Below are 24956 nucleotides of genomic sequence, written 5' to 3' on the forward strand. Positions count from 1 at the left end.
ATCGTCGCCTTGGTGGGCTGTTATCTCACCAACTAGCTAATGGGACGCGGGTCCATCCTATGGCACCGGAGTTTTCATGATCTTGCCATGCGACAAAACCATAATATAAGGCTTTACTCCCAGTTTCCCGAGGCTATTCCTTTCCATAGGGCAGGTTACCCACGCGTTACTCACCCGTTCGCCACTTTCCAGTTCTAATTTCACCCGAAGGATCATTCAAAACCTTCTCGTTCGACTTGCATGTGTTAAGCATACCGCCAGCGTTCGTCCTGAGCCAGGATCAAACTCTCAATAAAAAGTTTATCGTTAGCCTTTCGGCTTCTTGATCTGGTTCATTCGATGATTTTTTGAAGTGTTCATCGCACTTGCGTTTTATCCTTTGCTGATTTTCATCAGCCGGAATTTCAGGTTTTATGGTACTATTCTCTTTTCTATGACCCTTACAACTCTACGCTGTAATCGTTGTTTCCTCTTTGCGAGAGAACTTCTATATTTTAGCATCTTGTTTTTTCTCTGTCAAGTTCTTTTTGAACTTTTTTTAAAAAAACTTTTTGCTAAGTGGTGATTTCTCACTCACTTGCCGCCTCACTTGCGACAGCTTCATTATTATACGACGATGCTTTAGGAATGTCAATACCCTTTCTGAAATTTTTTACGTTTTTTTATCATTGTTTTTAAAAGGCTTCTCTGCTATATTGTTCTTTAAGGAATACCTACATTATATAAGGGAGAAGGAGTATTGTTATGAAGGTTTTATCGGTTGTTGGTTCTCCTCGCAAGGACGGGAACACCGCCCAGGTCGTTGAGTGCCTCTCAAATAATCTGGAGGGTGTCGATCAGGATCTTATTTATCTGAGCGACTATGAACTGCGCCCCTGCCTTGGCTGTATGCGCTGTGTCCATACAAACCGCTGTGTACAGCAGGACGGCTGGGATCATATCCAGTCCTGTCTCATGGAGGCAGATGTTCTGATTCTTGGCTTTCCCACCTATTACGCGTTTTCTCTGGGTTTTAATGCCATGACCCATGTTTTTCTGGAGCGCTGGTTTGCTCTGCGCCACCTGGGCGTCAGGCTTAAGCTCAAAAAAATTATTTGTGTGGTCTCCTCCGGTACCAGTCCAGAGGTTGCCCAAAAGGGCCTGACCGACTTTTTCGTCAATTACCACCGTCTGCCAGCGCCGGAGTTTTTAAATGTTCAAACCCCCATCGCCTGTATGACCTGTGGTGTGGGTGATGTCTGCGAAATGAGCGGACTTGCGCTGATGGCGCAGGACGGCATAATCTACACGCCGGATATGAAGCCCGATTTATCCAAGCAGCCCGAGATTTTTGAAAAAGCCGCCCAGATCGCTGCGTCCATCTCTGCGTTAAGGGATTGATCCTTTAACCGCTGTTTTCTTCTGAGAGCAGCGGTTAATTTTATGTAATTGATTGAGTTTAAGACTTTACTCTGTTAGAATGAACCTATAAAGGTTATATATTATACAGAAAATGAGGCATTATGAAAACAAAAGACTTAAAAAAGATGGTGAAGTCCGTAATCGAAAGCTCCAGATATAGGCCAATGCGCTTTAAGGATCTGGCATACCTTTTGGATCTTCACAATAAAAAAGATAAACAGATGCTGAACAATCTGCTGACTGAGATGGTGCGGAAGGGCAAAATCGCCTGCGACCATCAGGAACGCTATGTCAACATCAAGGACGAAAAAAGAATTACCGGAATCCTCCAGGGACACTCCAGAGGCTTTGGCTTTGTGACCCCGGACGATGAGAGCATGGATCAGGACATTTTTATTGCCCCCAGCTCCTTAAATGGCGCTCTGGACATGGACCGCGTGGAGGTGCGCCTCCTCACAGCCGCAAAGGACCGCCGGGCGGAAGGCGAAATTGTCAAAGTACTGGAGCGCGGCCGCAGCAAGCTGGTCGGCCGTTTCGAGCAACACAAAAACTTTGGCTTTGTCATCCCAGATAACGATAAACTCAACAAAGATATTTTTATTCCCGAACGCTATATGTACGGTGCCCACACCAATGACAAGGTTGTCGTAAGCGTAACGGTCTGGCCCGAAGGCGGCCAAAATCCCGAGGGCCGTATCGTGGAGGTACTCGGAAGCGCCGACGACCCGAGGATTGACGTTCTGTCCATCTTCAGAGAATTTGACGTACCCATGGAATTTTCCGAGGAGACTCTCCGTGACGCCAATATGTTGAGTGACACAATCACACCCGAAATGTTAAAAGACCGCGTTGACCTGAGAGGCGAGACAATCTTTACCATTGACGGCGACGACGCCAAGGATTTTGACGATGCCGTCTCCCTGAGCATGAACGAAAATGGGCATTATGTGCTGGGCGTTCATATCGCAGATGTCAGCAACTATATCACTGAGCAGGGCGCCATTGACCTGGAGGCCTACGAGCGCGGCACCAGCATTTACGCCATCGACCAGGTAATCCCGATGCTCCCCTTTAATCTTTCTAACAATGTGTGCAGCCTCAAGCCAGACGTGGACCGTCTGACCATGAGCTGTATTATGGAGATTGACAGCAAGGGCAATATCCTGAGCTACGATATTTTTAAATCCGTAATTCACTCGGCTGCCCGCATGACCTATCGTCAGGTAAACCGGCTGCTGGACGGCACCCACGATGAAGGTACCGCAGCACTTGAGCCTTTTGAGCGCACGCTCTTTCAAATGGAGGCGCTGATGTCCATACTCTATAATGAACGCCGGATCCGCCGGGGCGCAGTCGATTTTGATTTTCCAGAGCCCAAAATCACGCTGGACAAAAAGGGTTACCCCTGTGAGATTGTCGCCCTGGAACGCGGAATCTCCGAACGGATCATCGAGGAGTTTATGCTGGCTGCCAATGAAACAGTCGCCGCCCATATCGAAAAGACCGGCCTGCCCTTTATCTTCCGCAACCACCCCGAGCCCGATCCCGAAAAGCTCACAGCCTTCCGCACCTTTATCGGACGCTTTGGCTTCAGCCTCGGTAAAGAGGACACGCCAGTGACGGGGAAGGATTTCCAGAGGCTTCAAAAGGATATTGAAGATTCCCCCGAGGAAAACATCATTACCCGTCTGATGCTGCGAACCATGCAACAGGCCGTCTACGAAGGCAACTGTAAGGGGCACTACGCCCTAGGCGCCGGCTATTACACCCATTTCACCTCGCCGATCCGCCGTTATCCCGACCTGTCTCTCCACCGAACCCTATCTAAGATCATGGAACACGCGGTCACCCCCAAGGAAGTAAAATACCTGAAGGGCCATATTGATGAAATAGCAAAGCACTGCTCTGAACGGGAACGCCGGGCAGACGATATTGAGCGTGAGGTGGACAAGATCAAAATGGTTGAGTATATGTCAAGGCATATCGGCGAAACCTTCTCAGGCCAGATCAGCGGTGTGACCTCCTTTGGCTTTTTTGTAGAGCTTCCCAATACCATCGAAGGCTTGGTTCGTCTCCAGAGTCTGAAGGACGACTACTATTATTACGACGAGGAAATGCACCAGCAGGTAGGTGAACGTTTTGGAAAAATCTACAAGCTGGGGCAGGATGTCACCGTCAAACTCATTCACGCCGACATCAACAACCGGCAGATAGATTTTGAAATTGCCCAGACACCAAAGCAGGGACGGCCATAAGCCGCCCCTGCCGCACAAATTTACCCCTTGATTAATCGCTTTGGTTCTGGTATAATAAAATACTATCTGAAAGAAAGGAAATGGGTGTTATGGCCGATTCAGTCAAAGTCATTGCCAAGAACAAAAAAGCCCGGCACGATTACTTCATCGAAGAAACTTATGAATGCGGAATCGTCCTTGCCGGAACCGAGGTTAAATCTCTCCGCCAGGGCAAGGCCAGCCTGAAAGAAAGCCATGCCGACATCAAAGACGGCGAAGTTTATGTTTATCAAATGAACATTACCCCTTACGAGCACGGGAACATCTATAACAAAGACCCCCTGCGTCCGAGAAAACTGCTCCTGCATAAGCAGCAGATCCGCAAGCTGATTGGGCTTAAGCAGCGTGAGGGCTATACCCTGGTGCCTCTGTCCCTGTATTTTAAAAACGGGCGGGTTAAGCTTGAGCTGGCACTGGCAAAGGGCAAAAAACTCTATGATAAACGGCACACCATCGCAGAGCGGGACGCTAACCGGCGTATCCAGAAAAATCTGCGGCACAGCGTTTAGCTTTCAGAAATACCCAAATGGGGACGTAAAGGTTTCGACGGGGATGTTGAAGCTTGAGTAGCGAGCCGATGCGCTGATCATCGTTAAAAGTGGCACTTAAATATAAACGCAAAAGAAAACAGAAGTTACGGTATGGCTTTAGCTGCTTAATTGCAGTCTAAACCCGTATTAAGACTTACCGCAGCATAATAATTGCTGCACGCTCCTCCATTTAACCTGCGATTTGGAGATCAGCGTTCATAACAGCAGGGAACCGTTTGAGGAAGGGCCTCGGTCCGCAAACGCATAAGAGGCTAGTTCTACAGGATCTTTGTCATTGGAGATCCCGCAGGGCGAATATTAATCAATGACTGTGCTCGGAGAAGCTCCTGTGAATGCATTTTCGGACGTGGGTTCGACTCCCACCGTCTCCACCATTCATGGAACCGCCAGTTTAAGCCATTTTCGGATGGTTTAAACTGTTTTTATTTTCCTGTAAGAAAACAAAGGCATGCTCCTGTTTATAATAGCAGTTTCCACAATATTTTTGGTTTTCTTCTTGCTCGACCTTTACTTCTTTTAAAATATGTATCGAATCCTCTGACAGCACAAAAGACCTTTGAATATATTTGTTTTTTAACGGTTATTGTAGGTTATGTTCGACTTGAACAGCACTAAAATTTATGTCCGTCCTACCATTTTCTAAATCGATTGATTGCCACTTTAATCCTAATAATTCTCCTGGTCTAAATCCATAGTTAATGGCGATATAAACTATCGGATATAAATATTATGATTTGACAGTCTCCAATACAGTGTTGATCTCTTCTCTTCAAAGATAATCAAAAAGATTTTCAGTCAGTGTTGTAGCTTCAATAAGATTATTGTTTTTGACAATTAAAAAAACAACATTCATCCATTGGATTAATTGGCGGCTTGTTTACATTGTTATGTTGAACGAGGCAGAATCATCTCTTTCATGTTTTAATGAGTCTACCAGAATAGAAAACAAATGATTATAAACAAATTATATTATTTTAACGATGTTTTGTTTATATTTAAGTAAATCAATACCGGCCTAAGCTATGTAAATAAAAACACTTTTGAGCTTCCTTTATTGTCTTTTGATTCTTCTTATTATGCCTTAGTAGTGAGTGAAAAAGCTTCTAAAAAAATAAACTTCACATAGCATTATAGTAATACTATGTGAAGCTATCTTATGAGGAGATTTGGCTTTTTCCCAGTCTAAGTATTTCTGAAAAATATATTTAAAGAGATGGAGTTTAGTACCATAGATCGTAGACTTTTGTATAAGATTTCTTATATATCTTCACATTCCCATTAATCTTTCTACTACATCTTTCAAGGTTTCATTAGTGCCAACGTTTCCTGGAAAGATAATGTAAGGGAGCCCTGGAAATTTACTTTCAGAGCCCGTCATCCACACAGGAACACCTGGCTTAATTTGACCCATAACATTGGCTTTTTTCACCGCTAAGGCTTTTGTACCCACGTCGCTAGAAGTAATGCCACCTTTAGCAACGATAAAATTAGGCCGTACTGTGAGATTTGTGACAATGCTAGTAACAGCGTCAGAAATCTTGACAGATACTTTTATTTGCTCATCCTTATCGTCTGTCTTCAGATCAAAGCGGTTTCTTCTAGTGTAAACAGCAGCAGTTTTCCCTTCCTGAATAAGGGTATCTACAATGCTGACAACACGCTTAACTTCTTCTTCAAGCCCCTTATCTTCTAGCACGCGGTGCTGATTAAATTCAACAAATTCAATTGGTGCTTTAGATTTTTTGAGTTCTTCCAGTTGTGCGGTGGTCTTGTTAACATGGGAGCCAACAATGATAATGCCCCCATTTTTATTTTCTTCCAGGATAAGCTCATCGTGAGCGAGCAGTGGTTTATCTGAAACACCGCCTAAAACCTTAGTAATTGCCGCTGCAGAGCGGAGTATAAAGTTCTTTCCCCGATTCATGGCATTAATCAAAGCTATAGTAAATACTTTTATATCAATATAATCAACAGCATTGACGACAATTTTATTAAAGTCCGTTACTTCACACATAGCTTCTGTAATTTTCTCGGTCTCACATTTTCTCAAATCTTCCAACGAAATGTAAGTAACATCTTTTTCTTTAAATCGACCGCCGGTTTTTTCTTCACACCATTTCCCAAGATGCGATGCCTTGTAACCAAAGGATTTATCTTTTGCAAACTCAGTCTGTGCTGCCGGGATGAGATTATCGCTTTCCATAACATAATGGACATTATTAATTGTAAATCTGCCGCCTTCTTTGAAAAACGGAAGCAGGATTTCGCCATCCAGTTTCATATTTAAGCCAGCTTCAAGGGTTTCCTTAAGAGTCTCTGTTTCAAGGGGGTAATGACCTCTTAAGGTAGAATCACTTCGGCTAATAACCAGAAATTCTTTACCAGTTTGTGCACTTACCTTCAAAATATTTTGGGCGATTTCTTTATGAACTGCTTCGGTTTCCTGTACTGTCATGCCTCTAGAATTTGTCAAGACAAAAAACATACTATTTTTTTCAGCAAAACCATCATAGATACTTTCCTCTGACCAATCCGTATAAACGGACACATCGTGTACGGTTTGAACCCCAGTAGGGTCATCATCAAGGACAACAATTTTTTTGTGGAAGCTTTGAAGGGCTTCCTTCAGCTTTTGGTCAATATTTTTTTCATCAACCTTGGAAAAGCTGTCAAGAATGGATACATTAAGTTTATCTTCCATTTTTCTGCCTTCTTTATGCGATATTTAAAAGCTGTTTCGAGCACACTACTGCGCCGGCACCGTCTTCTGCATAGCCGTCCGCTCCAATTTCATCGGCGTAGGCCTGATCTACAGGTGCTCCGCCAACTAGAATTTTTGAACGATAGCCCTTTTCTTTAAGTGCCTTAGTTGTTTCTTTAAGAGCGGGCATGGTTGTCGTCAGCAATGCCGATAACGCAACAATATCTGGATCGTGCTCTTCAATGGCCATTTCAAATCTTGGGGTAGACTGATTAATACCAATGTCGATAACCTCAAAGCCGGAGCTTTCCAACATCATGGCTACAAGATTTTTTCCAATATCGTGAAGGTCTCCTTCAACCGAACCAATGATGATTTTACCTAAAGAGGCATTATCACCTTCTGCAAGGATTGGGTTCAGTATTTCCAGACCTGCGCGCATAGCGTCTGCACACATGAGAACCTCCGGCACATACATGTCACCGGAAGCCATTCGCGGCCCCACAACATCCATTGCAGTAACTAAGCCTTCTCTTAAAATAACATTTGCATCAATGCCTGCATCGAGAGCTTTCTGTACCACCTTTGGCACTTCCTCATCTTCGCCTTCAACAACTAAATCTGTGATTTCTTTTAAAATTTCTTCCATTATTTTTCTCCCTGATTATAATTTGCCCTGCATAAAAGCAGTGCCGTATTCGTAAAACGAATCATAAAGCGCGACCATGTTTTCAATGGGCACTTCTCTTTGAATGTTGTGTACGGATGCAAGGACTAAGCCACTGCCTGGTGCCAGATCTTTAATTCTGCGCTTAACATCCTCTTTGACTTCTTCAACCGTCCCTCTTGAGAGCACGCCCTGTGCGTCACAGGTTCCACCCCAGAAAGCAATTTTATCGCCGTATTCCCGGTTAATAGCTGCGGTATCATCCATGCCATTTGCAGAAAATTGGACGGGGTTCCAGGCATCGTAACCAATATCGAGCATATCTGGCAAAAATTCTGAAATTGCACCATCGCAGTGGTAGACGATTTTAATATGATCGCATTTAGATTTAATAAAATTGACAATTTCCTTATGATAAGGCTTAATCACATCCCGGTAAATGGATGGGCGCATGATTGGTGCAATCTGTGAGCCTAAATCGTCAGATAAAACCGCAACGCTGGCATATTTGCCCACTTCATCCAAAAGCATATCCCAATGGGCTTTTTCGTAGGTCAAAATCTTATCCAAAAGATAACGAACCGTATCTGGTTTTTTCATCAGCATTTTAAAGAATTTTTCATAACCCAGCAGCTGTTCTATCGGTACAAAGGTGCCGCCGTTAAAAATACCGCCTACTACCAATGCATAATCAGTATTTTCGTATAAATCCTTTGCTTTATCGCCAAGGCCAACAATACCCTGACCATTAATATTGGTTTTGTCATAGGGATCTGGCCAGTCAAAGGCTTCCATTTCGTCAATGGTTTTCATCTCTGCCAGCGGATGTCCCACTGGATCGTAGAAAAAGCCATTTTTAGGGCAAGCCCACTTAACCTGAAAATCGTCATAATAAAAGGTTGAGCCGTCAACCGGGTCTGTCTGAAGTATCTTCATATATCCTTCGGGACCACTTGAATAAATGGGATAACAATCTGCCTTAAAGCGTTTCCTCACATATTCATCTGGCTTAGCAGACTGTGAAAGCATGGAAGAAATTTCAAAAGGTTCCCCTTCATGTCCCAAGTATTTCTGCATTTTACGGTATGCATCTTTATGCATGGTTGTAATGTTTGATAAGCCTCCAATGTCAATGGGTATTCTGTCTGTTTCCTGATGTTCGATGGCGCGGATAACGCGCTCTCTTGATTTCATTTCTGCCATTTTATCTCTCCTTGATTAAATGAAAACTTTATTACAAACGGTGAACTGCCTTTTATCGAAAACGGATAACTTGATAATATAATTATATCAGCCTCTACAAGATCTTCCTATTCATCAAATGGCCTTTCATTAGCATAAAAAAACATTTTTTAGAAGTTTTCGGAATGAAAATAGCATTTTTCGGACATTTATTCGTTTTTTTACTTATCTTACTAAAAAGTTTTCCTTTGCAATTACTGCCTAAGCGTATATAATTAATCTATGAGACAATACGAACTTATCAGTAAAAACGAAAAACGGAATATTTTCTTCAACTGTATTCCCTTTTGCATTGAAAAGCTCAAGCTGACTGAGTCGGATCATGCCCATATTCATGAGTTTTCCCAATTAACAATTGTGACAGGAGGCCGGGGGAAAATTATCGTAAATAATTACGAAAAAAATTTGACAGAGGGCTGTGTTTACGTGATCAACAGCTTTACTCCCCACCATCTTCATGAGGTTGAGGGGCTAGAAATTATTCATCTGCTTTTCCATGCCGACGATTTAATGAAATATGCGGGAACCCTTAAGCAAAACGAGGGCTTTCAATCCCTGTTCGTGTTGCAGGCTACCTTGAACGAAAGCATGGATTTAACGAATGTGCTGCATTTACTTTACGATGAGCTTTACTATATTTCGAATATATGTGACCACTTATTGGAGGAGGTCAGCTGTTCTGAAAATGGTTATGAGGTTATGGTTCATTCCTATTTTATGATTCTCATTACTTATCTTTCCAGAATTTATGAAAAAAACGATTCTCAAAACGGCCAGAAGCAAAAGTTTCAAAAAGTCATTTCCTATCTTGAAGACCACTATACTGAACCCCTGATTGTTGAGGATCTAGCAGCGCTTGCCTGCCTTTCAGAACGCCAGTTTCGGCGACTTTTTACCGAAAAATATGGCCTATCACCAAAAAAATACTGCTTAAACCTTCGTATGAAGGAGTCCTGTTACCTTTTAAAAAGCACCAACCTTTCTATCTCAGAAATTTCTGTAAAAACGGGTTTCGAAGACGCCAATTACTTTTCAAGACAATTTAAAAAGCACACGGGCCTTACACCAAAAGAATACCGCAAACTTGAAACTTTCTAAAAATAAACACCCCGCATTGAATATGCGGGGTGTTTTATCTTATTTAATTGGAATATTCATCATCTGCGGCAATGCTAAAGTGATTTCTGGGACAAAGGTAATAATCATCAATACAACGATCATTACAAGGATCCAAGGGATGATCCCCCTGCATATATTGTCAAATTTAACATTCCCTACCTGACTTGCCATAAAGAGATTCGCCCCGAGCGGCGGCGTAATGAATCCAATGGCTAAATTCAGTACCATAATGACCCCAAAATGAATTGGGTTTACACCAATTTGTGTTACAATTGGCAGAAGTATTGGTGTCAAAATAATAATGGCTGAGTTTGTTTCCATAAATGTTCCGACAATTAACAACAGCACATTAATTAAGATTAAAATCAAAACTTTGCTTGAAGTAAAGCTGAGAATGGCGTTTGCAATAGCAATCGGCGCCTGAGTAATTGTTAAAATACGTCCAAACCCTGCAGATATACCAATGATAATAAGAACCGTTGCACACATATAAACCGAATTGAACATGATGTGTGGCAAATCCTTGATTTTAACTTCTTTATAGATGAACACACTAACAATGACACCATAAATCGAAGCTACAGCAGCAGCTTCAGTCGGTGTAAAAATACCACCGTAAATTCCGCCGAGGATGATGACTGGTACCAGCAGTGCCGGAATGGCTTCGATAATTATTCGTACAATTTCTTTTCCAGTATAGGTACGCTTTTCACCAACGTATTTTTCTTTTTTAGAGCGAAAAATCGTATAAATGATTAAAGCAACACCAATGACAATACCGGGAAGAATGCCAGCTGTAAAGAGCCCCGTAACAGACACGCCGGCAGCTACTGCGTATACTACCATGCAAATACTTGGCGGAATAATAACCCCAGTTGTACCGGCAGTTGCGATAAGTGAAGATGAAAAAACCTTATCGTATTTCTTTTCAAACATGGATGGCAGCATGATGCAGCCAACGGCTGCTACTGTAGCAGAACCGGTTCCTGAAATCGCTGCGAAGAACAGGCAGGTTACAATAGAGACAATCCCAAGACCACCTGTAAAACGTCCAAAGACAATACCAATTAAATCCAGTAAGCGTTTGGACAATCCACCTTTACCCATAATATCGCCCGCAAAAGCAAAGAGCGGTACGGCGATAAGCGGAAAGGAGTTCAGACCCTGTACCATGGATTGTGAAAATGTCTCCATACTGATTGGATCCAGTAACAGAATGGTTGCCAATGAGGCCAGGCCAAGCGCAATCCCGATTGGTACTGAGATTAGCAGCAGTACAATAAAGGATATAAATAATACAGCGGTAACCATTTATTTCCCCTCCTCTTTTTCAATAACTTCTTCTAAATCCCGATCAACTTCTGCAGCAAATTCCCCTTCGGGCATGGTGTCAAAAAAGACTCTATTATCCGGCGTGAATTCACCGCCAAAATTTTCAAAAATTTCAGCACTATCACCCCAATGTTTAACCTTCCAAACGATTCCCTGAATAATTCGGACAACCATCAGAGCATATCCCACAACGCCTGCTGCATAAAGTACATTCATAGAAATATCCAGTGTAACTGCCATGTCGTTAAAACGGCTTGCAGTCATGCAGATGTTAAAGCATGCTACCAGAACAAAACCTGAAAAAATCAGAAATAGAATATCACAAATAAAGAGAATAACCTTTTGTGCACTTTCTGGTAATTTTTTCACAAAAAAGGATACACGAATGTGTCGGTTATTTCGTGTTGCATAGCTAAAGCTAAAATACATAAGCCATACAAACATAAAACGGGAAATTTCTTCTCCCCAGGAAAAGCCCGCTAAAGGTGAAAGACGCAGGATAACCTGTATAGTAATCAACAAAATTAACGCCGTAAATAGAACCGCGATCAGCAAAGGTTCAAAGTTAACGTCTAACCATTTTAATACTTTTTTCATTTTGCTTCCCCCAACTATTGTGCTGAATTCGTACGTTCGAGCTCAACTTGTTCCATGACATAGTCGTAAATATCCTGACCGCAGTTTTTTATAATATCATTTTTAATGCTGTCATTCATTTTCTGAGCCATTTCACGCTTTGTTTCCGTTGGTACTTCATTAATCTGAACGCCTGCTTCTTCAATATTTTTCAGTGAACTTTCTTCTGTTTCCGCTACCAGCTGACGTTCATAGTCAATACACTCCTTAGCTGCCTTTGTAATAATTGCACGATTTTCTTCAGAGAGACCGTCCATAAAGTCTTTATTGGCATACCATAGGAAATTGGTGTAAAGATGTTTGGTTAAAGACCAATACTTTTGTGTTTCATAAAATTTTTCAGTATAAAAGCTTGAGGTTGCACATTCCTGACCATCAATCAGGTTCTGTTGCAGGGAAGTATAGAGCTCATTAAAGCTAACTGCACTAAGGGTAACACCCAAAGCACTCCATGCTTTAATCTGCAGTGGATTGTAACCACGGATTTTCAGATTAAACAAATCATCAACCTGATTAATGGGTCGTTTACTGTTCGAGAAATTTCTGAAGCCAATTTCCATATAACCGATCCCCTCCAGGTTTTGGTCATTCAAAGGCTCCATTAACTTTTTACCTGCATCACCATCAAGTACTCTGGCAGCGTGCTCAGAATCATCAAACAAATAGTAACTTTCCCAAACCGAAAACTCTGGAATGGTACTTGTAAAATTGGAAGTTGTACTGGCGCTCATTTCAATGTCGCCGCGACGTGCCTGTTCAAAGGTGTCCGAAACGCTCCCCATCTGGGCGCTTGGGAAAATCATGACTTCAATGCTTCCATTGGAAGCTTTTTCCACATCTTCCTTGAATTTTAAAAATGCTTTGTGAACCGGAGTATTAACATTATTATCATGAGCCAATCGAATAACCGTTATGGGGTTTCCATTGGCATCGACTTTTTTTTCTTTACCGCAGCCTGCAAAAAGTCCCGTGAGCAAGCAACTCACTAGAACAACGCAGATCAATCGTTTTTTCATTATTATTCCCCCAGCATTTTATTTGGCAAGTTTTACTTTGCCATTAATAATGTTATTTATCAAGTTATCCGTTCACGTTCATCTTTATTTTTCAGAATTATGCTTTTAAATCTTTAATAATGAGCTTTGCCATGTCTGCCATCATGCCCTGATCTGAGCTAATGGGCACATATCGAACACCTTTTTCAATGAGCTCTTTGGCCATTTTAGCGTCTCCTGCAACCGTTCCTACTGACTTGCCTGCTGTGTTAACCTTTTCAATAATTGTATCAATAACCTTTAACAGCTCTGGATGATTTCGATTTCCCATAACCTCTGCTCCAAGAGATTGTGACAAATCCATGGGTCCAATAAAAATGACATCCAGCTCTGGAAGCGTTAGGATTTCATCTAAATTTAAAACAGCTTCCATGGTTTCGCAATGGAGAATGGTTAAAATTTCTTCATTTGCCATTTTAATATATTCCTGCTTATTCATCAATCCGTAACCTGCGGCCCTATGAGTTGGTGCAAAGCCACGGTTACCAAGAGGTGCATACCGTCCACTGTCCACAACGCATTTCGCATGGTCATAGGTATCGACATTCGGAGCATGGAAACCTAAAGCACCCTGATCAAGGGCCTGCATGACGTTAACTGGTGTACTTTCTTTAATTCTGACAATTGGTACTATACCCGAAATATCCGAAACCCGCACTAAATCTGTAATAGTTTCAGGGTTATAAGAAACATGCTCACTATCGATAACAAAAAAATCAAAACCGCACATTCCCATAATTTCTACAGCACTGGCATCTGTTGTCTTGACAAAGGTACCAATGGCTGAACCACCTTCTCTTAAGATTTGTTTTACTTTATTTTTACGTATCATTTTATAAATCCTTAATTTCCTTTTATTTTTGTTCTAAAACTATAAAGCTTATCTGTCGCCATAACATACAATGTCTTCATGTCATCCCCTCCAAATGCACAGTTGCCTGATTGTTCCGGTATTTTCACTACACCAAGGCATATGCCTTTCTTGTTGAAAATATGAACTCCCCCTTGGGCACAGCAGTAAAGGTTACCTTCTACATCTGTCTTCATCCCATCGGGTTTTCCCTTTCCCTCACCCTTAGTTATTGCAAATACAGTTCCTTCCTCAAGGTTACCATCTAGCCTTACTTTAAAGCGACGAATATGACTTTTGGGTGGATCATTAATATACAAATACTGCTCATCTGGAGAAAAGCAAAGTCCATTTGGATTATCTAAATCTCTGCATAAAAGTCTTAGTCTTCCAGTCTTAGGATATAAGCTGAAAACGCCTTGAAAATCCAACTCTTGCTCTCTTTCCAATCCAACCCATGATGGATTTCTTCCAAAGCGCGGATCTGTAAAAAAGATAACGCCATTACTTTTGACAACAACATCATTCGGGCTGTTAAGCTCTTTCCCTTCATAATGTGATGCTAAAACTCGCACATCACCTGTTTGAACATCTAACTTTGAAATACAACTACGAACGTGTTCACAGACAACGATATTACCATCTAAATCATAGGCATTGCCGTTGGCTTTGTGCGTATTTTCCCGGATCAGCCTCGGCGGCTGCCCAGGGAAATATTCATAGGTTTTACTTTCTGGTATATCATTAAATATAAGACTTTTTTTCTGTTTATTCCATACTCCACCTTCAATAAAGGTAAATCCCTGTGCCTCAATCTGCAAAGTCTGTGAAGGATCAAGAATTTTGTCCAAGCCTGCATTATCTTTTCTTAACTTCAGAGTCATCTCACCCTCCTGTTTATAGGCTTTATGCCTCCATTACTTTTGCTTCAATACCAAGAATCCGGCACAACTGAACAAGTTCCGCTGCATGCTTTCCAGCAACTGCTGTAATATGGTTTGAATTGAACTGATCCATAAAAGATTCTATATCATAATCAGTATGAACAAAAGCTACCGGTAGTTGATGGATACCTCTGGCTTTTTTGAAACCATCAACAATTCCCTGATTCGGCATAACGAATTCAGCTTCCATGATAATCATTTCATATTTTCCTGTATTTCTACAAAGCCTTGCCAAAGTAATTTTACCGGGAGATGGGTTCATGTAGGTTACTGCACCGCCAGTTGGACGATTCGCCATCATCAACTCAACATTTTTGAGGTTTTCACAGCCATCACAGTGGCGTCCTGCGAACCAAGTGCACATCGAGCCACAATTTGGCAGAAAAATCAAATTATTTTCATAGTCCACATGTCCAACATCTGCAAACATAGTTTGCATTCCGTCCGTTAAAAGCTTCATCATTTCCATTGTCAATGCTGCGTCTGCATCCGCCTCACAGGCAATGGCAAAGGGTTCAAAATTTCCGTCTGCATCGTAGCCGCTGTTTAGGAAGGCTGTAGAAATACATTGTGGGATTCTGAAGTTAGTCATATCCGGCATACACTTAATGGCGGCAAAATCCAGGCTTCGGTCACTGATAATATCCTTTGTGGCAAAATAACAGGCAATCTGGTACTTTAATTTTTCCTTTGTAAATTTTTCATTGTAATTAACTGCTTTCACATTGGAGGTGAGCCAGTCAAACATTTTTTCAATTCTGACTTCGTCAATAACTTCTGCCCGACGGATGATTTCTTCGTGGTCGATGTGATCTGAATCAATTTTAAACATGCGCTTCCACTGCATTGGGTCAAAGGTTCCAGTATCAATACCCATAGAGCGTCCGCCAAACAAACCGAAAGTTTTGCCCTTCAAACGGCCGGCTGCGCTGGCAGCCTTAATATAAGGCATCATTTTTTTTTCAAATAATCCTTTTTTAGGTCCTTCAAAATCACTACTGATACGGACGTGGTCAATGCCTACCTGAGTCAGGGCACCTCCGCCCCCCAAAAGACCAACTGTCGCATGGGTTCCTGGATCGTCATTGGCGACTAAAACTGTTGGCATATCCATGGCCTGTGCGGCACGGACAACTAAATTAGGCCAAGTCCAGCAGGGAATGTGTCCTAAGAAAATTTCTGCGCCTTTTGCTTTTAATTCCTTTGCCTGTTCTTCAATGTCTTTAGCATTACAGGCGACACTGCCGCAGGTAAAGACTTCCATATCAAATTGTTTGAAAAATTCCAATGCCTGTTCGTGTCTTGGAATTGCTACTTTACTGAATACTGTACGCCATTCATGCTCTCTTGGATCACCGAAGGTAATCATCCCGACTTTTGGTAAATTCATAGTATTTTACTCCTTGATTTTTTTAAATTATTTTTTTATTGATTGAAGCTGTTCGAATTCTTCATCGGTTACTGTCTTGTAGCCTGGTACCGGGAATGCCTGGAAACCACGGCCACCATCGATAAAAATAGATTGTCCGAAAACAAAGTTTGAGTCGTCACAAGCCAGAAAAACAGCTAGACGGCCACATTCGTTCGGCGTTCCTACACGTCCAATGGGGGTTCTGGAAATAACGGTATTAAAGAGCTGTGGATCAGAGCCGACACGGCGCATCAATTCTGTATCAATGGGACCTGGGCAAATAGCGTTGACTTTAATATTGTAATCTGTCAGGGCTACAGCCTGCACTTTTGTCAGTTGACCTACACCGCCTTTACTGGTGGTATAAAGCATCTGGCTGTCTAAAGCAAGATAAGCGTTAACTGAGGATACGTTGACAATAGCTCCACCATCTCCCTGCTTAACCATTTGTCTCGCTGCTGCCTGCCCACCAAAAAATACACCTTTGAGGTTGACTCCCATGATTCGTTCATACTGCTCATCGGTAATATTCAAGTAATGTGTTTTGTCAGGATCATTAATTCCAGCATTGGCAACAAAAATATCCACACGGCCAAACTGTTTTACTGTCTCTGCTACCAGTGCCTCGTTGGATTGCTGTATCGATACATCACAAGGTACAAAGAAAACATCCCCAAATTGCTTTAGCTCTTCAACTGCTTTTACTCCTTCTTCTTTATTTCTGGCACAAATGACTACTTTCGCACCTTCTTTTAGGTACTCTTCTGCAATACCGTATCCAATTCCTTTGCTACCGCCTGTAACAATGGCGACCTTATTTTTTAGTTTCATTTTTACTCCTTTATTGCTTATTTCTGTACACTTCGCAATACAGCTTCAAATCTGTACTCCGAGGTGCGCAGAAATGAATTCTGCACACAGCCCAGCCTTGGCTGAAGCTGAACCATTAATACATTATAAGGGGGAGGGTTTTTTATCAGTAAATTTTTCTTATTTTACAGGAGGTTGAACGCCAGCCGGGAAACGTTCCATAACATCTTCAACAATGTCAGAAATCAGGCTGACTGCTTTTTCAACAATGGCTTCGCCTTTTTCAACGGTTGCCAGTGTTGGATGTCCAATAACACCGCTTTTCAGTTCAATATATTCTGGACGAGCAAAGGTTCCTTCAAAGTGGTACATCTGACCTGGCTTTGGAGTCATACCCGGTTTAATCATGAATTCATCATTAATGAGACATTCGCCGCCATCATCAACAGCCTTGCTCATGTCAATGTACTGTGGATAAAGGTAAAGAGCCATGGAAGTTTCAGCTTCATCGGCATGGGTCATTGGCGTTTCAAGGGCTGTCTGATTATCTCTCAGAAGATCATACCAGTGAGCAGAAAGGGTAAAGTAACCTTCAAGGCCAAGCTTATGAACTGCAACTAATGTTGTGGATACCTGACCATGAGCGGAAAGGATAAAGAATTTTTTGTAGCCAGCATTGGCAGCACCACGGATAATATCACAAAGTACGTTTGTGTGTGTTTCATATCCCAAAGGAATGGTCCCAGGCATATACCAGTGATGGTATGGATGAGAACCATAAGGAAGCAGTGGTAAAAGCATGGCGCCAGTTTTTTCAGCAACCTTTTCAGCTAAACCTTTTGCATTGTAAGCATCACATCCGCAAGGGCAATGAGGTCCGTGCTGTTCAGTAGCACCAATTGGCAGGATTGCCATATCACAATTTTTTACATCTTCCAGGATTTCTTCTTTTGAGAGCTCGTCCCACCATAAGTGTTTTCTTTTTAACATTTTAATTTCTCCTTATTATTAATCATATTATTTATTCTAAAACCGTTAACGGCTTATTGACATTGTATTTTTCAGCTAATTCTTTTAATTCTTCAATTGTAGTTTCCGGAACTGGCACACCATCTCTCAAACGCTCCCGCTCTTTGCGGTATTCAATTTCGCCTGGCAAAAACATTTCTGTACCTTCTTCAAGCATTGGCGTTGCTTTTAAAGTGTCATAGTATTCCTTCATCCGTTTTTTCATTTCTTCTTTTGGAATAATTTTTGAAATATCCAAAACAATCATGAAATGGCCTGTTAAACTTGGCTCTTCAGGATTTGCGTACATGCTCTTCATCTGATGCGAGAACACACCGCCTGAAATAACACCTGAAAGAATATCAACAACATAAGCAAGACCAAGGCCTTTATAATCGCCCATCGGCATCAAATATCCATCGAAAGCTTTTTGTGGATCATCCGTTGGTTTGCCTTCTTTATCCGTAGCCCAGTCCATTGGAATTTTTTCTTTTTTCTTAATGGCCAGTGTAAGCTTACCGCCAGCAACCTTTGAAAGAGACATATCAAGGATAAACGGAAAATCACCATAAGTTGGAATACCAAAAGCTATGGGGTTATTTCCAACAACAGGTTTTTTAGCACCCGGACCCACAATCAAAGGCTTTACGTTGGTCATTGCAATCCCCACCATACCTTCTTCGACTGCCATTCTGGCATAAAGACCGCCAGCACCAAAGTGATTGCTATTAACCGCACCAACGGCAGCAATGCCGCCAACCCGCGCTTTTTCAATGGCACGCTTCATGGCTTCTCTCGCAACAATAAAGCCTGCTGCGCCATCGCCATCAATGACTTCCATGTTGCCTTCACCACGGACCACTTTAATATCCGGCTTTGTATTAATGCCTCCGTTCAGCATTCGGTTGAAGTAAGCTGGCACACGAATGACACCATGTGAATCCACCCCCCAAAGGTTGCTTTTCACAAGAGCTTTCGCATGAAAGACCGCATCTTTTTTCGACATATTTGCTTTTTCAAAGAGCTCTGTAATAAAGGTTTCTAAAGTTTCAGCGCTGATTTTTTTTGTTTTTGCCTCTTCCATTTTTCTCCTTCTTTCTTGTTTGTTGAAAATTAATACGTATTCATTAATTGTTAAAAAAATATAAAATAATATTATTATTTCTTTTTAAAAGCCATATTTAGATTGAAAAAACTTATATTTTTTTATCTTTCACTTTATTGGAAACGTTCTGTGAATACGTATTCTTTATGTTTTTAATAATACACTCATTTTTATTACCTGTCAACTGAAATTTATAAAAAATATAAAAATATTTTTATTTTTTAAGATTTAACAAAAAAATAGATTGTCTTTTCTAACAAAATATGGCATACTACTCCATAGATGAATACGTATTAAAAAACGATAAAAGCAGCAAGGAAGTATTTTAAATGCAAACTATCAATAAAAAAAGAGTCACATCTATAGAAGTAGCCAAACGGGCAGGCGTTTCTCAGGCTACAGTTTCCCGTGCCTTTAATCCAAACTCAAAAATGCAAGATAAAACGCGAAAAAAAGTTTTTGATGCAGCCAAAGAGCTCAATTATACGCCTGACGCCATTGCAAGGAGTATGAGTTCTAATAAGACAGATATCATTGCCGTTATTATGAAAAACCCTACTAATCCTTTTTACGCAAAAATTTTGACATCCTTTTCCAACGCTTTTCAAAAATATAATAAACAAATCCTTTTTTTTAACCTTGAGGATGAAAAAAATAGCGATGCCGTTATGCAGCAGGTTCTACAATACCGAGTTGATGCCATCCTGTTAACGTCATCACCAATTTCTTTTGACTGGATTGATAATTGTGCCCAATTTGATATTCCTGTTTTACTCTTCAATCGTTATTCCAATAACCACAACGTTACCGCTGTGTGTTGCGATAATGTAGAGGCCGGTCGTCATTGCGCTGATTATCTTATAAAAAAGGGTTATACCCAGTTTGCCTATATCGGATCAATTGAAGATGTTTCTACTAGCATTGACCGACAGAAAGGATTTTTGGATCGGTTACAAGAACAGGGCTTCACAGTCTGCGACACTTATAAATGCACCTTTTCCTATGAGGCGGGTCAGCAGATTATGCGAGATATACTTTCTCACAAAACAAAAAAATACGATGCTATCTTTTGCGCCAATGATCTCATAGCTGCAGGATGTATGGATGTTGCGCGTTATGAATATAACCTCCATCTCCCTAAAGATTTAGCTATCATTGGATTTGACAATATTGATTTATCTGCCTATCCCTCTTACAATTTAACGACCTTTATTCAGCCTTTGGAAGATATGATCAAAAAAACCGTTCAACTCATCATAAATCCGAGTGATTCAGATCTTGAACGGCATTTATTTCTATATCCCTGTGAGATAATCGAGCGAAAGACAACATAAAAAGGCTTAAACCTGCTCTTTTTTTAAAGGACATTCGTTGCTGGAAACCTCATTTCCCATAGGCTAAAACGGACCGCTAATGTCCGTTTTAGCCAGCTTATAAATAAGCTTGTTCCTTAGTAAAAAAACATCGTCTGAAATATTCAGCTCTTTTTCAACCCATTTTATTGTCTTTCCAGATACAAATAATATCACAAAAACTGTATTACTCTGAAAACCAAGGTCGTAATCGGTGATGATCCGACTTGTTTCTATGAACAGCGACATCCGCTTACGTCTTTTCTTTCGGTTTGGTGCAGATTGATACAGGATAGATTAAAATTAGGCTATCTGTATACTGGTTCAGATAGCAGTTTTTGGATATGCTAAACCTGTTATCATCACTGTCATAACGGATCATTCAATTTCTTAAACCAAGACTGATCGAAAAATTATTCTCATTATCCGAAAACATCGGGGAACCATTCAACTCAACCCCCTAATAGCTCCACACTTCTCACAGCCCAATTGTTTGAATGATATTTGCTTACCGGACGTCTGATAAATAATTGACTTTTAAGTAAAGAAATAAGGTTTCCAACTGATAGTCATGACTCAGATATTCTCTCCACGAATTAAGGCTGAAAATCTGCAACTGCCCATTTATTGCTACTCATTATTTAAAGGTAATCTCCCCAAACATGACGATCGGCCATCTTTTCAAAGGACTTGCTTCCGATACATTGCTGTCGCTTTTCATCAGGACAGCGCTCGCAATTGAAGGAAATGCTTTTATATATCCGGTAATCTTCCCAGTCCTGATTAACTTCTTCAAACAACTGCTTCTCATAGATTTTGGCCGAACTATAAATAGCCTTCTTGATTTTCTTTTTCAGATTGATTCTTTTGTTGCCTTTATTTTTCCTGCTTTTCGGCCATTTGTCTCAGGTCATCGTTACAGTCTTCAAGGGTTGGAATATGCTTGTAAAAATGATCGCATTCCTGAAAACACTCTGCATAAGTATTGCGCCGAAAGGCGGAGACCGGCAGGTCTTCTTCATCGAGGCTTAGCAAAACGCAGTTGTTGTGCTCATCTATGTAAAGTTTTTTCTGTTCGATAAAATGCTAGACAACGGACTGACTGATCTTCCGGATTTTAATCAGATAGGCAAAAAGGTTCCGGTAGGGCTTCTTTTTTAGGCGGCGCAAAGGAAAACGGTATTTCTTTTTCCTTTGTAATCGGTTTATCCTCTAGCAGGCCTGTTGGTATCCTGATTTGTTCAGGCGTACTGTAACGTCAATAATCTGAGTTCTGCTGCATGGGGTCTTTCCATCTGATATCCTGGAGCCATGTGGCGAACTGGATAATTCTACCTCTGATACCCATATAGTGATAATACCATTCTCCATCATCGAGAGTAATTTCACGACTGTCAACACCTTTGACTAAAACATGCTTCAGCTTATAATCCAGTCCAAGACCGGCAGCTTGAGCATAGACAAGAATACTCATTTGATTGACGAAGATGATTTGATCATCGCTATACATTTCACTCTCCTTTCCAACAAAAAACAGATTAACTCTCTGGATAAAAAGTTAATCTGCCAACTCTATTTACGATTTAATTTTTAATAAAATATTTTTCAATCAATATTTTTTGTTTTTTATACAAAAACACAACAGGCGTGCAAAAAGCTTTCCCTACACGCCTGTTGTTAATTACCCGATCCACTGCTCCAAAATATCTGTAAGCCTTTCCATATCAATGGGCTTTGAGACATGATCATTCATGCCTACGCTCTGGGCTTTACCTATATCGCTCACAAAAGCATTAGCAGTGAGCGCAAAAATTGGTATATCCGAATCCGTCCGGTGCATCGCCCGTATTTTGCTTGTCGCCTCATAACCGTCCATAACCGGCATTTGAATATCCATCAGGATCGCCTGATAGTATCCAGGCTCTGACGTTTTAAACATCTCCATTGCCTGTTTTCCATTCTCCGCAGTCTCCACCAAAATTCCCTGCATTTTAAGAAGTTCAACGGCAATCTCACGATTGAGGTCATTATCCTCAGCCAATAAAAGACGTTTACCCAAAAGTCTGTCATGGGCCTCTTCTTCTCTGGTATTCTCAGTCTCTGTCTTGGCCGTACAGCAAAATAGCTGGAGCACGTGCAGCATCTTAGATTTAAATAGTGGCTTGGTGATAAAGGCATCTGCTCCTGCGCGTAGAAATTCGTCTTCGATATCCGAAAAATCATAGGCGGAAATTATGATAATAGGTACCTCTTCCCCCATTTGCTCCCGGATCACTCTGACTGTCTCAAGGCCGTCCATTTCAGGCATTTTCCAGTCCAGGATGACCGCAAAATAATCCTCACCGCGGTCATGGGCGGCCCGAACGCTCTGGACCGCCTTTGCCCCGGATAAAACCCAATATCCGCGCATCCCCAGTTCATTCAGCAGCAGCGCGGCATTTTCACACACGATCTGATCATCATCTACCACCAGCACCGGCAGTCCTGCCAGCGCGTCGTCGCTTTGCTCTTCCTCAATCTGCAGCTCCAGCGGTACCGTCACAATAAACTGGTTGCCCTTTCCTGGCTCGCTCTTTACATCAATAGTACCATTCATCATATGCACAATGTTTTCAGTAATGGCCATGCCAAGACCAGTTCCCTGAACTTTACTGATACGCGAATCCTCAGCTCGAGAGAAGGGTTCAAAAATTTGTGTAAGAAATTCCTGTTCCATTCCGATACCATTGTCCGTAAAAATAAATTCATACTGGCCTTTTTTAGGAATAATCGAAGGCTTCTCGTTAATCAGCAGAGTGATCTTCCCGCCCTCCGGCGTATACTTGATGGCGTTGGACAGCAGATTCAGAAAGACCTGCTGCAGACGGTCTCCATCGGTGATGACCTTTTCATGCTGCACCTGTCCGACAATCACTCTGAAATCATGCTTTTTCTCAGTTAACAGCGCTTTACACATATCCGACGCTTCCTGGATAAGCTCTGGCAGTTCAGCGGCTTCAAAGGACAGGTCAAGCTTCCCGCTCTCGATTTTCGACATGTCCAAAACTTCATTAATCAGGCTGAGAAGATGCCGGCTGGAGACATTAATTTTATTCAGACAATCCCCAACTTTTTCCGGACTTTCCAGGTTTACCCTGGCAATGGCTGTCATGCCCATGATTGCGTTCATAGGCGTCCGGATATCGTGGGACATGGACGACAGAAAATCAGTTTTGGCGGAGTTAGCTACACGCACTGCCTGATAGGCGTCCTCCAGAGCTATACGCTGCCTCTGCTGCTCTTGCCTTTCCTCTGTAATATCCAGTCCGACGCTGTAAAAGGAAGGAATACCATCCCAGCTGTCCAAACCATCCACATAGCACATGGTAATGGTCAGGATACGCTGTTCACCTGACCGCTTTTTGATCCGAACCTCAAACACGGTATTCTGCCCTGTAGCCTGATGCTCGGCAATAGTTTTTTTCACTCGGGCATGATCGTCAGGATATATGTAGGTACACTGGGAATGCAGCTCTTTTTCAAATTGCTCTTTGGTATAACCAATCATATCTAAAAAGTCCGCGCCATACCAAAGAACAGTCTTGAAATCCCGGGCGTCCAGACGTGCAAAGCCACCGGGAATGGTTCTGAGCAGAGCTTCACGCTCACGGTCTTTCTTCGCGAGCTTGTACTCTGCGCTATACATATCATGAGACAACTCAATCCGGGCTTTGTGTCCATACCAATTCACAATCTGGTTCTTAATCATAAAGGTCCTATCCAAAATCGGATTGAAAAATTCCCATTCATAAAAGGAATCCTCAGTTAAACGGTCATTAGTACAGAAAGGGCAGGGTGTCGACCGCCCCTGTATCACCTCATAGCATTTTCTCCCAATAATTTTCTCCATTGGCTGCTGCAGTGTTTCACAGGATACTTTGTTCACATACAAAAGCTCATAGGTAGACATATCGCTGATATAAATATTTCCGACATATTCATCCATCATTAATTTGAAATAATGCATTCGCTGCTCCTGCAGCGAAACAATATCTGTAACTTCAACAAATACGGCGTTAATCACTGGTTCATCCTCTTGCCCAGCTTCTGCCATTGTCGCAGTCACCTGAAACCATGCCTCTCCCTCTAAAACAGGCATCCTGCAGACTGCCTTCGCGCGGGTCTTCCCAGAATCAAAAGCCAGAAACAACGCGTTCTTAAGCATATAAAAATCTTCAGGATAGGCCTGATAGTAATGCCTGAGATTTGAAAATTGCGCCTGGTATGTTTCTTCTGTATAACCAATACTTCTGTAAAACTCTGTATTTGCCCAAAGCACTGGTAGTTCTTCACTCAAAAGGAGTCTGCATATCCCGACGCCCATACCATCCAGCATCATCCGCTCACCGGCTGATTCCGGCTTTATTTCATTTTTATCTTTCATTAATACCATTCACTCCTTCATGGTCGCTTTCAATCATAATATAACCACTTGTTCA

General features: G+C 41.7%; 19 protein-coding genes, 1 rRNA gene and 1 other RNA gene. 6 read left to right on the forward strand and 15 right to left on the reverse strand.

What is annotated here, in order from left to right:
- Positions 1 to 296, reverse strand: a 16S ribosomal RNA gene (locus BUC22_RS19780); the annotation flags it as partial.
- A gap of 448 nt (positions 297 to 744) precedes the next feature.
- Between BUC22_RS19780 and BUC22_RS19785 the strand changes: the two genes are divergently transcribed.
- From BUC22_RS19785 to ssrA, 4 genes are all read left to right on the forward strand, one after another.
- Positions 745 to 1380, forward strand: coding sequence for a flavodoxin family protein (locus BUC22_RS19785; RefSeq protein ID WP_073383562.1), 636 nt, complete (start codon positions 745 to 747; stop codon positions 1378 to 1380).
- Between the two features lie 122 nt (positions 1381 to 1502).
- Entirely contained in the window at positions 1503 to 3656 is a 2154-nt protein-coding gene (gene rnr / locus BUC22_RS19790) for a ribonuclease R (RefSeq protein ID WP_013381199.1), read from the forward strand.
- A gap of 89 nt (positions 3657 to 3745) precedes the next feature.
- Positions 3746 to 4204, forward strand: coding sequence for an SsrA-binding protein SmpB (gene smpB / locus BUC22_RS19795; protein WP_013381200.1), 459 nt, complete (start codon positions 3746 to 3748; stop codon positions 4202 to 4204).
- A gap of 19 nt (positions 4205 to 4223) precedes the next feature.
- Positions 4224 to 4620, forward strand: a transfer-messenger RNA (tmRNA) gene (gene ssrA, locus BUC22_RS19800).
- Positions 4621 to 5513: 893 nt separating this feature from the next.
- On the opposite strand, the gene BUC22_RS19805 is transcribed toward ssrA, so the two are convergent.
- The 3 genes from BUC22_RS19805 to BUC22_RS19815 are packed head-to-tail and all read right to left on the reverse strand — an operon-like array spanning position 5514 to position 8817.
- Positions 5514 to 6947, reverse strand: a complete 1434-nt coding sequence (locus BUC22_RS19805) for a four-carbon acid sugar kinase family protein (protein ID WP_013381215.1) — start codon at positions 6945 to 6947, stop codon at positions 5514 to 5516.
- Positions 6948 to 6960: 13 nt separating this feature from the next.
- Positions 6961 to 7596, reverse strand: coding sequence for a corrinoid protein (locus BUC22_RS19810; protein WP_013381216.1), 636 nt, complete (start codon positions 7594 to 7596; stop codon positions 6961 to 6963).
- Positions 7597 to 7611: 15 nt separating this feature from the next.
- Entirely contained in the window at positions 7612 to 8817 is a 1206-nt protein-coding gene (locus BUC22_RS19815; protein ID WP_013381217.1) for a uroporphyrinogen decarboxylase family protein, read from the reverse strand.
- A 261-nt stretch (positions 8818 to 9078) separates the two neighbouring features.
- Between BUC22_RS19815 and BUC22_RS19820 the strand changes: the two genes are divergently transcribed.
- Positions 9079 to 9954, forward strand: a complete 876-nt coding sequence (locus tag BUC22_RS19820) for an AraC family transcriptional regulator (protein ID WP_013381218.1) — start codon at positions 9079 to 9081, stop codon at positions 9952 to 9954.
- 39 nt (positions 9955 to 9993) lie between these two features.
- Here the strand turns inward: BUC22_RS19820 and BUC22_RS19825 are convergent, their stop codons facing one another.
- From BUC22_RS19825 to BUC22_RS19865, 9 genes are all read right to left on the reverse strand, one after another.
- Positions 9994 to 11286: a TRAP transporter large permease gene (locus tag BUC22_RS19825; protein ID WP_013381219.1), complete on the reverse strand. Its 1293-nt coding sequence runs from the start codon at positions 11284 to 11286 to the stop codon at positions 9994 to 9996.
- The gene (locus BUC22_RS19830) at positions 11287 to 11904 is read right to left on the reverse strand and encodes a TRAP transporter small permease (protein WP_013381220.1); all 618 of its coding nucleotides are present in this window, start codon (positions 11902 to 11904) and stop codon (positions 11287 to 11289) included. It lies immediately after the preceding gene.
- Positions 11905 to 11918: 14 nt separating this feature from the next.
- Positions 11919 to 12959, reverse strand: coding sequence for a TRAP transporter substrate-binding protein (locus BUC22_RS19835; RefSeq protein WP_013381221.1), 1041 nt, complete (start codon positions 12957 to 12959; stop codon positions 11919 to 11921).
- A 97-nt stretch (positions 12960 to 13056) separates the two neighbouring features.
- Complete coding sequence (locus tag BUC22_RS19840) at positions 13057 to 13830, reverse strand: HpcH/HpaI aldolase family protein (RefSeq protein WP_013381222.1); 774 nt, start codon at positions 13828 to 13830, stop codon at positions 13057 to 13059.
- Positions 13831 to 13841: 11 nt separating this feature from the next.
- Positions 13842 to 14732 carry an SMP-30/gluconolactonase/LRE family protein gene (locus BUC22_RS19845; RefSeq protein ID WP_013381223.1) on the reverse strand — a complete coding sequence of 297 codons (891 nt, stop codon included), beginning with the start codon at positions 14730 to 14732 and terminating at the stop codon, positions 13842 to 13844.
- 22 nt (positions 14733 to 14754) lie between these two features.
- The gene (locus tag BUC22_RS19850; protein ID WP_070081124.1) at positions 14755 to 16182 is read right to left on the reverse strand and encodes an L-fucose/L-arabinose isomerase family protein; all 1428 of its coding nucleotides are present in this window, start codon (positions 16180 to 16182) and stop codon (positions 14755 to 14757) included.
- A gap of 27 nt (positions 16183 to 16209) precedes the next feature.
- Positions 16210 to 17034, reverse strand: coding sequence for an SDR family NAD(P)-dependent oxidoreductase (locus BUC22_RS19855; RefSeq protein WP_013381226.1), 825 nt, complete (start codon positions 17032 to 17034; stop codon positions 16210 to 16212).
- Positions 17035 to 17193: 159 nt separating this feature from the next.
- Positions 17194 to 18003 (reverse strand): creatininase family protein, encoded by an 810-nt coding sequence (locus tag BUC22_RS19860; RefSeq protein ID WP_013381227.1) that lies wholly within the window; start codon positions 18001 to 18003, stop codon positions 17194 to 17196.
- 31 nt (positions 18004 to 18034) lie between these two features.
- Complete coding sequence (locus tag BUC22_RS19865; protein ID WP_013381228.1) at positions 18035 to 19105, reverse strand: Ldh family oxidoreductase; 1071 nt, start codon at positions 19103 to 19105, stop codon at positions 18035 to 18037.
- Positions 19106 to 19455: 350 nt separating this feature from the next.
- Here BUC22_RS19865 and BUC22_RS19870 point away from each other — a divergent pair, with 350 nt between their 5' ends.
- Complete coding sequence (locus tag BUC22_RS19870; RefSeq protein WP_013381229.1) at positions 19456 to 20460, forward strand: LacI family DNA-binding transcriptional regulator; 1005 nt, start codon at positions 19456 to 19458, stop codon at positions 20458 to 20460.
- A gap of 1276 nt (positions 20461 to 21736) precedes the next feature.
- On the opposite strand, the gene BUC22_RS19880 is transcribed toward BUC22_RS19870, so the two are convergent.
- Both BUC22_RS19880 and BUC22_RS19885 read right to left on the reverse strand, forming a co-directional pair.
- Positions 21737 to 21988, reverse strand: a complete 252-nt coding sequence (locus BUC22_RS19880; protein ID WP_013381236.1) for a hypothetical protein — start codon at positions 21986 to 21988, stop codon at positions 21737 to 21739.
- Between the two features lie 171 nt (positions 21989 to 22159).
- Positions 22160 to 24901, reverse strand: coding sequence for a PAS domain-containing hybrid sensor histidine kinase/response regulator (locus BUC22_RS19885; protein ID WP_083591196.1), 2742 nt, complete (start codon positions 24899 to 24901; stop codon positions 22160 to 22162).
- Between the last annotated feature and the right edge of the window lie 55 nt (positions 24902 to 24956).

Source organism: Eubacterium callanderi, from assembly GCF_900142645.1.
In the GTDB taxonomy this organism is placed as follows: Bacteria; Bacillota; Clostridia; order Eubacteriales; family Eubacteriaceae; genus Eubacterium; species Eubacterium callanderi.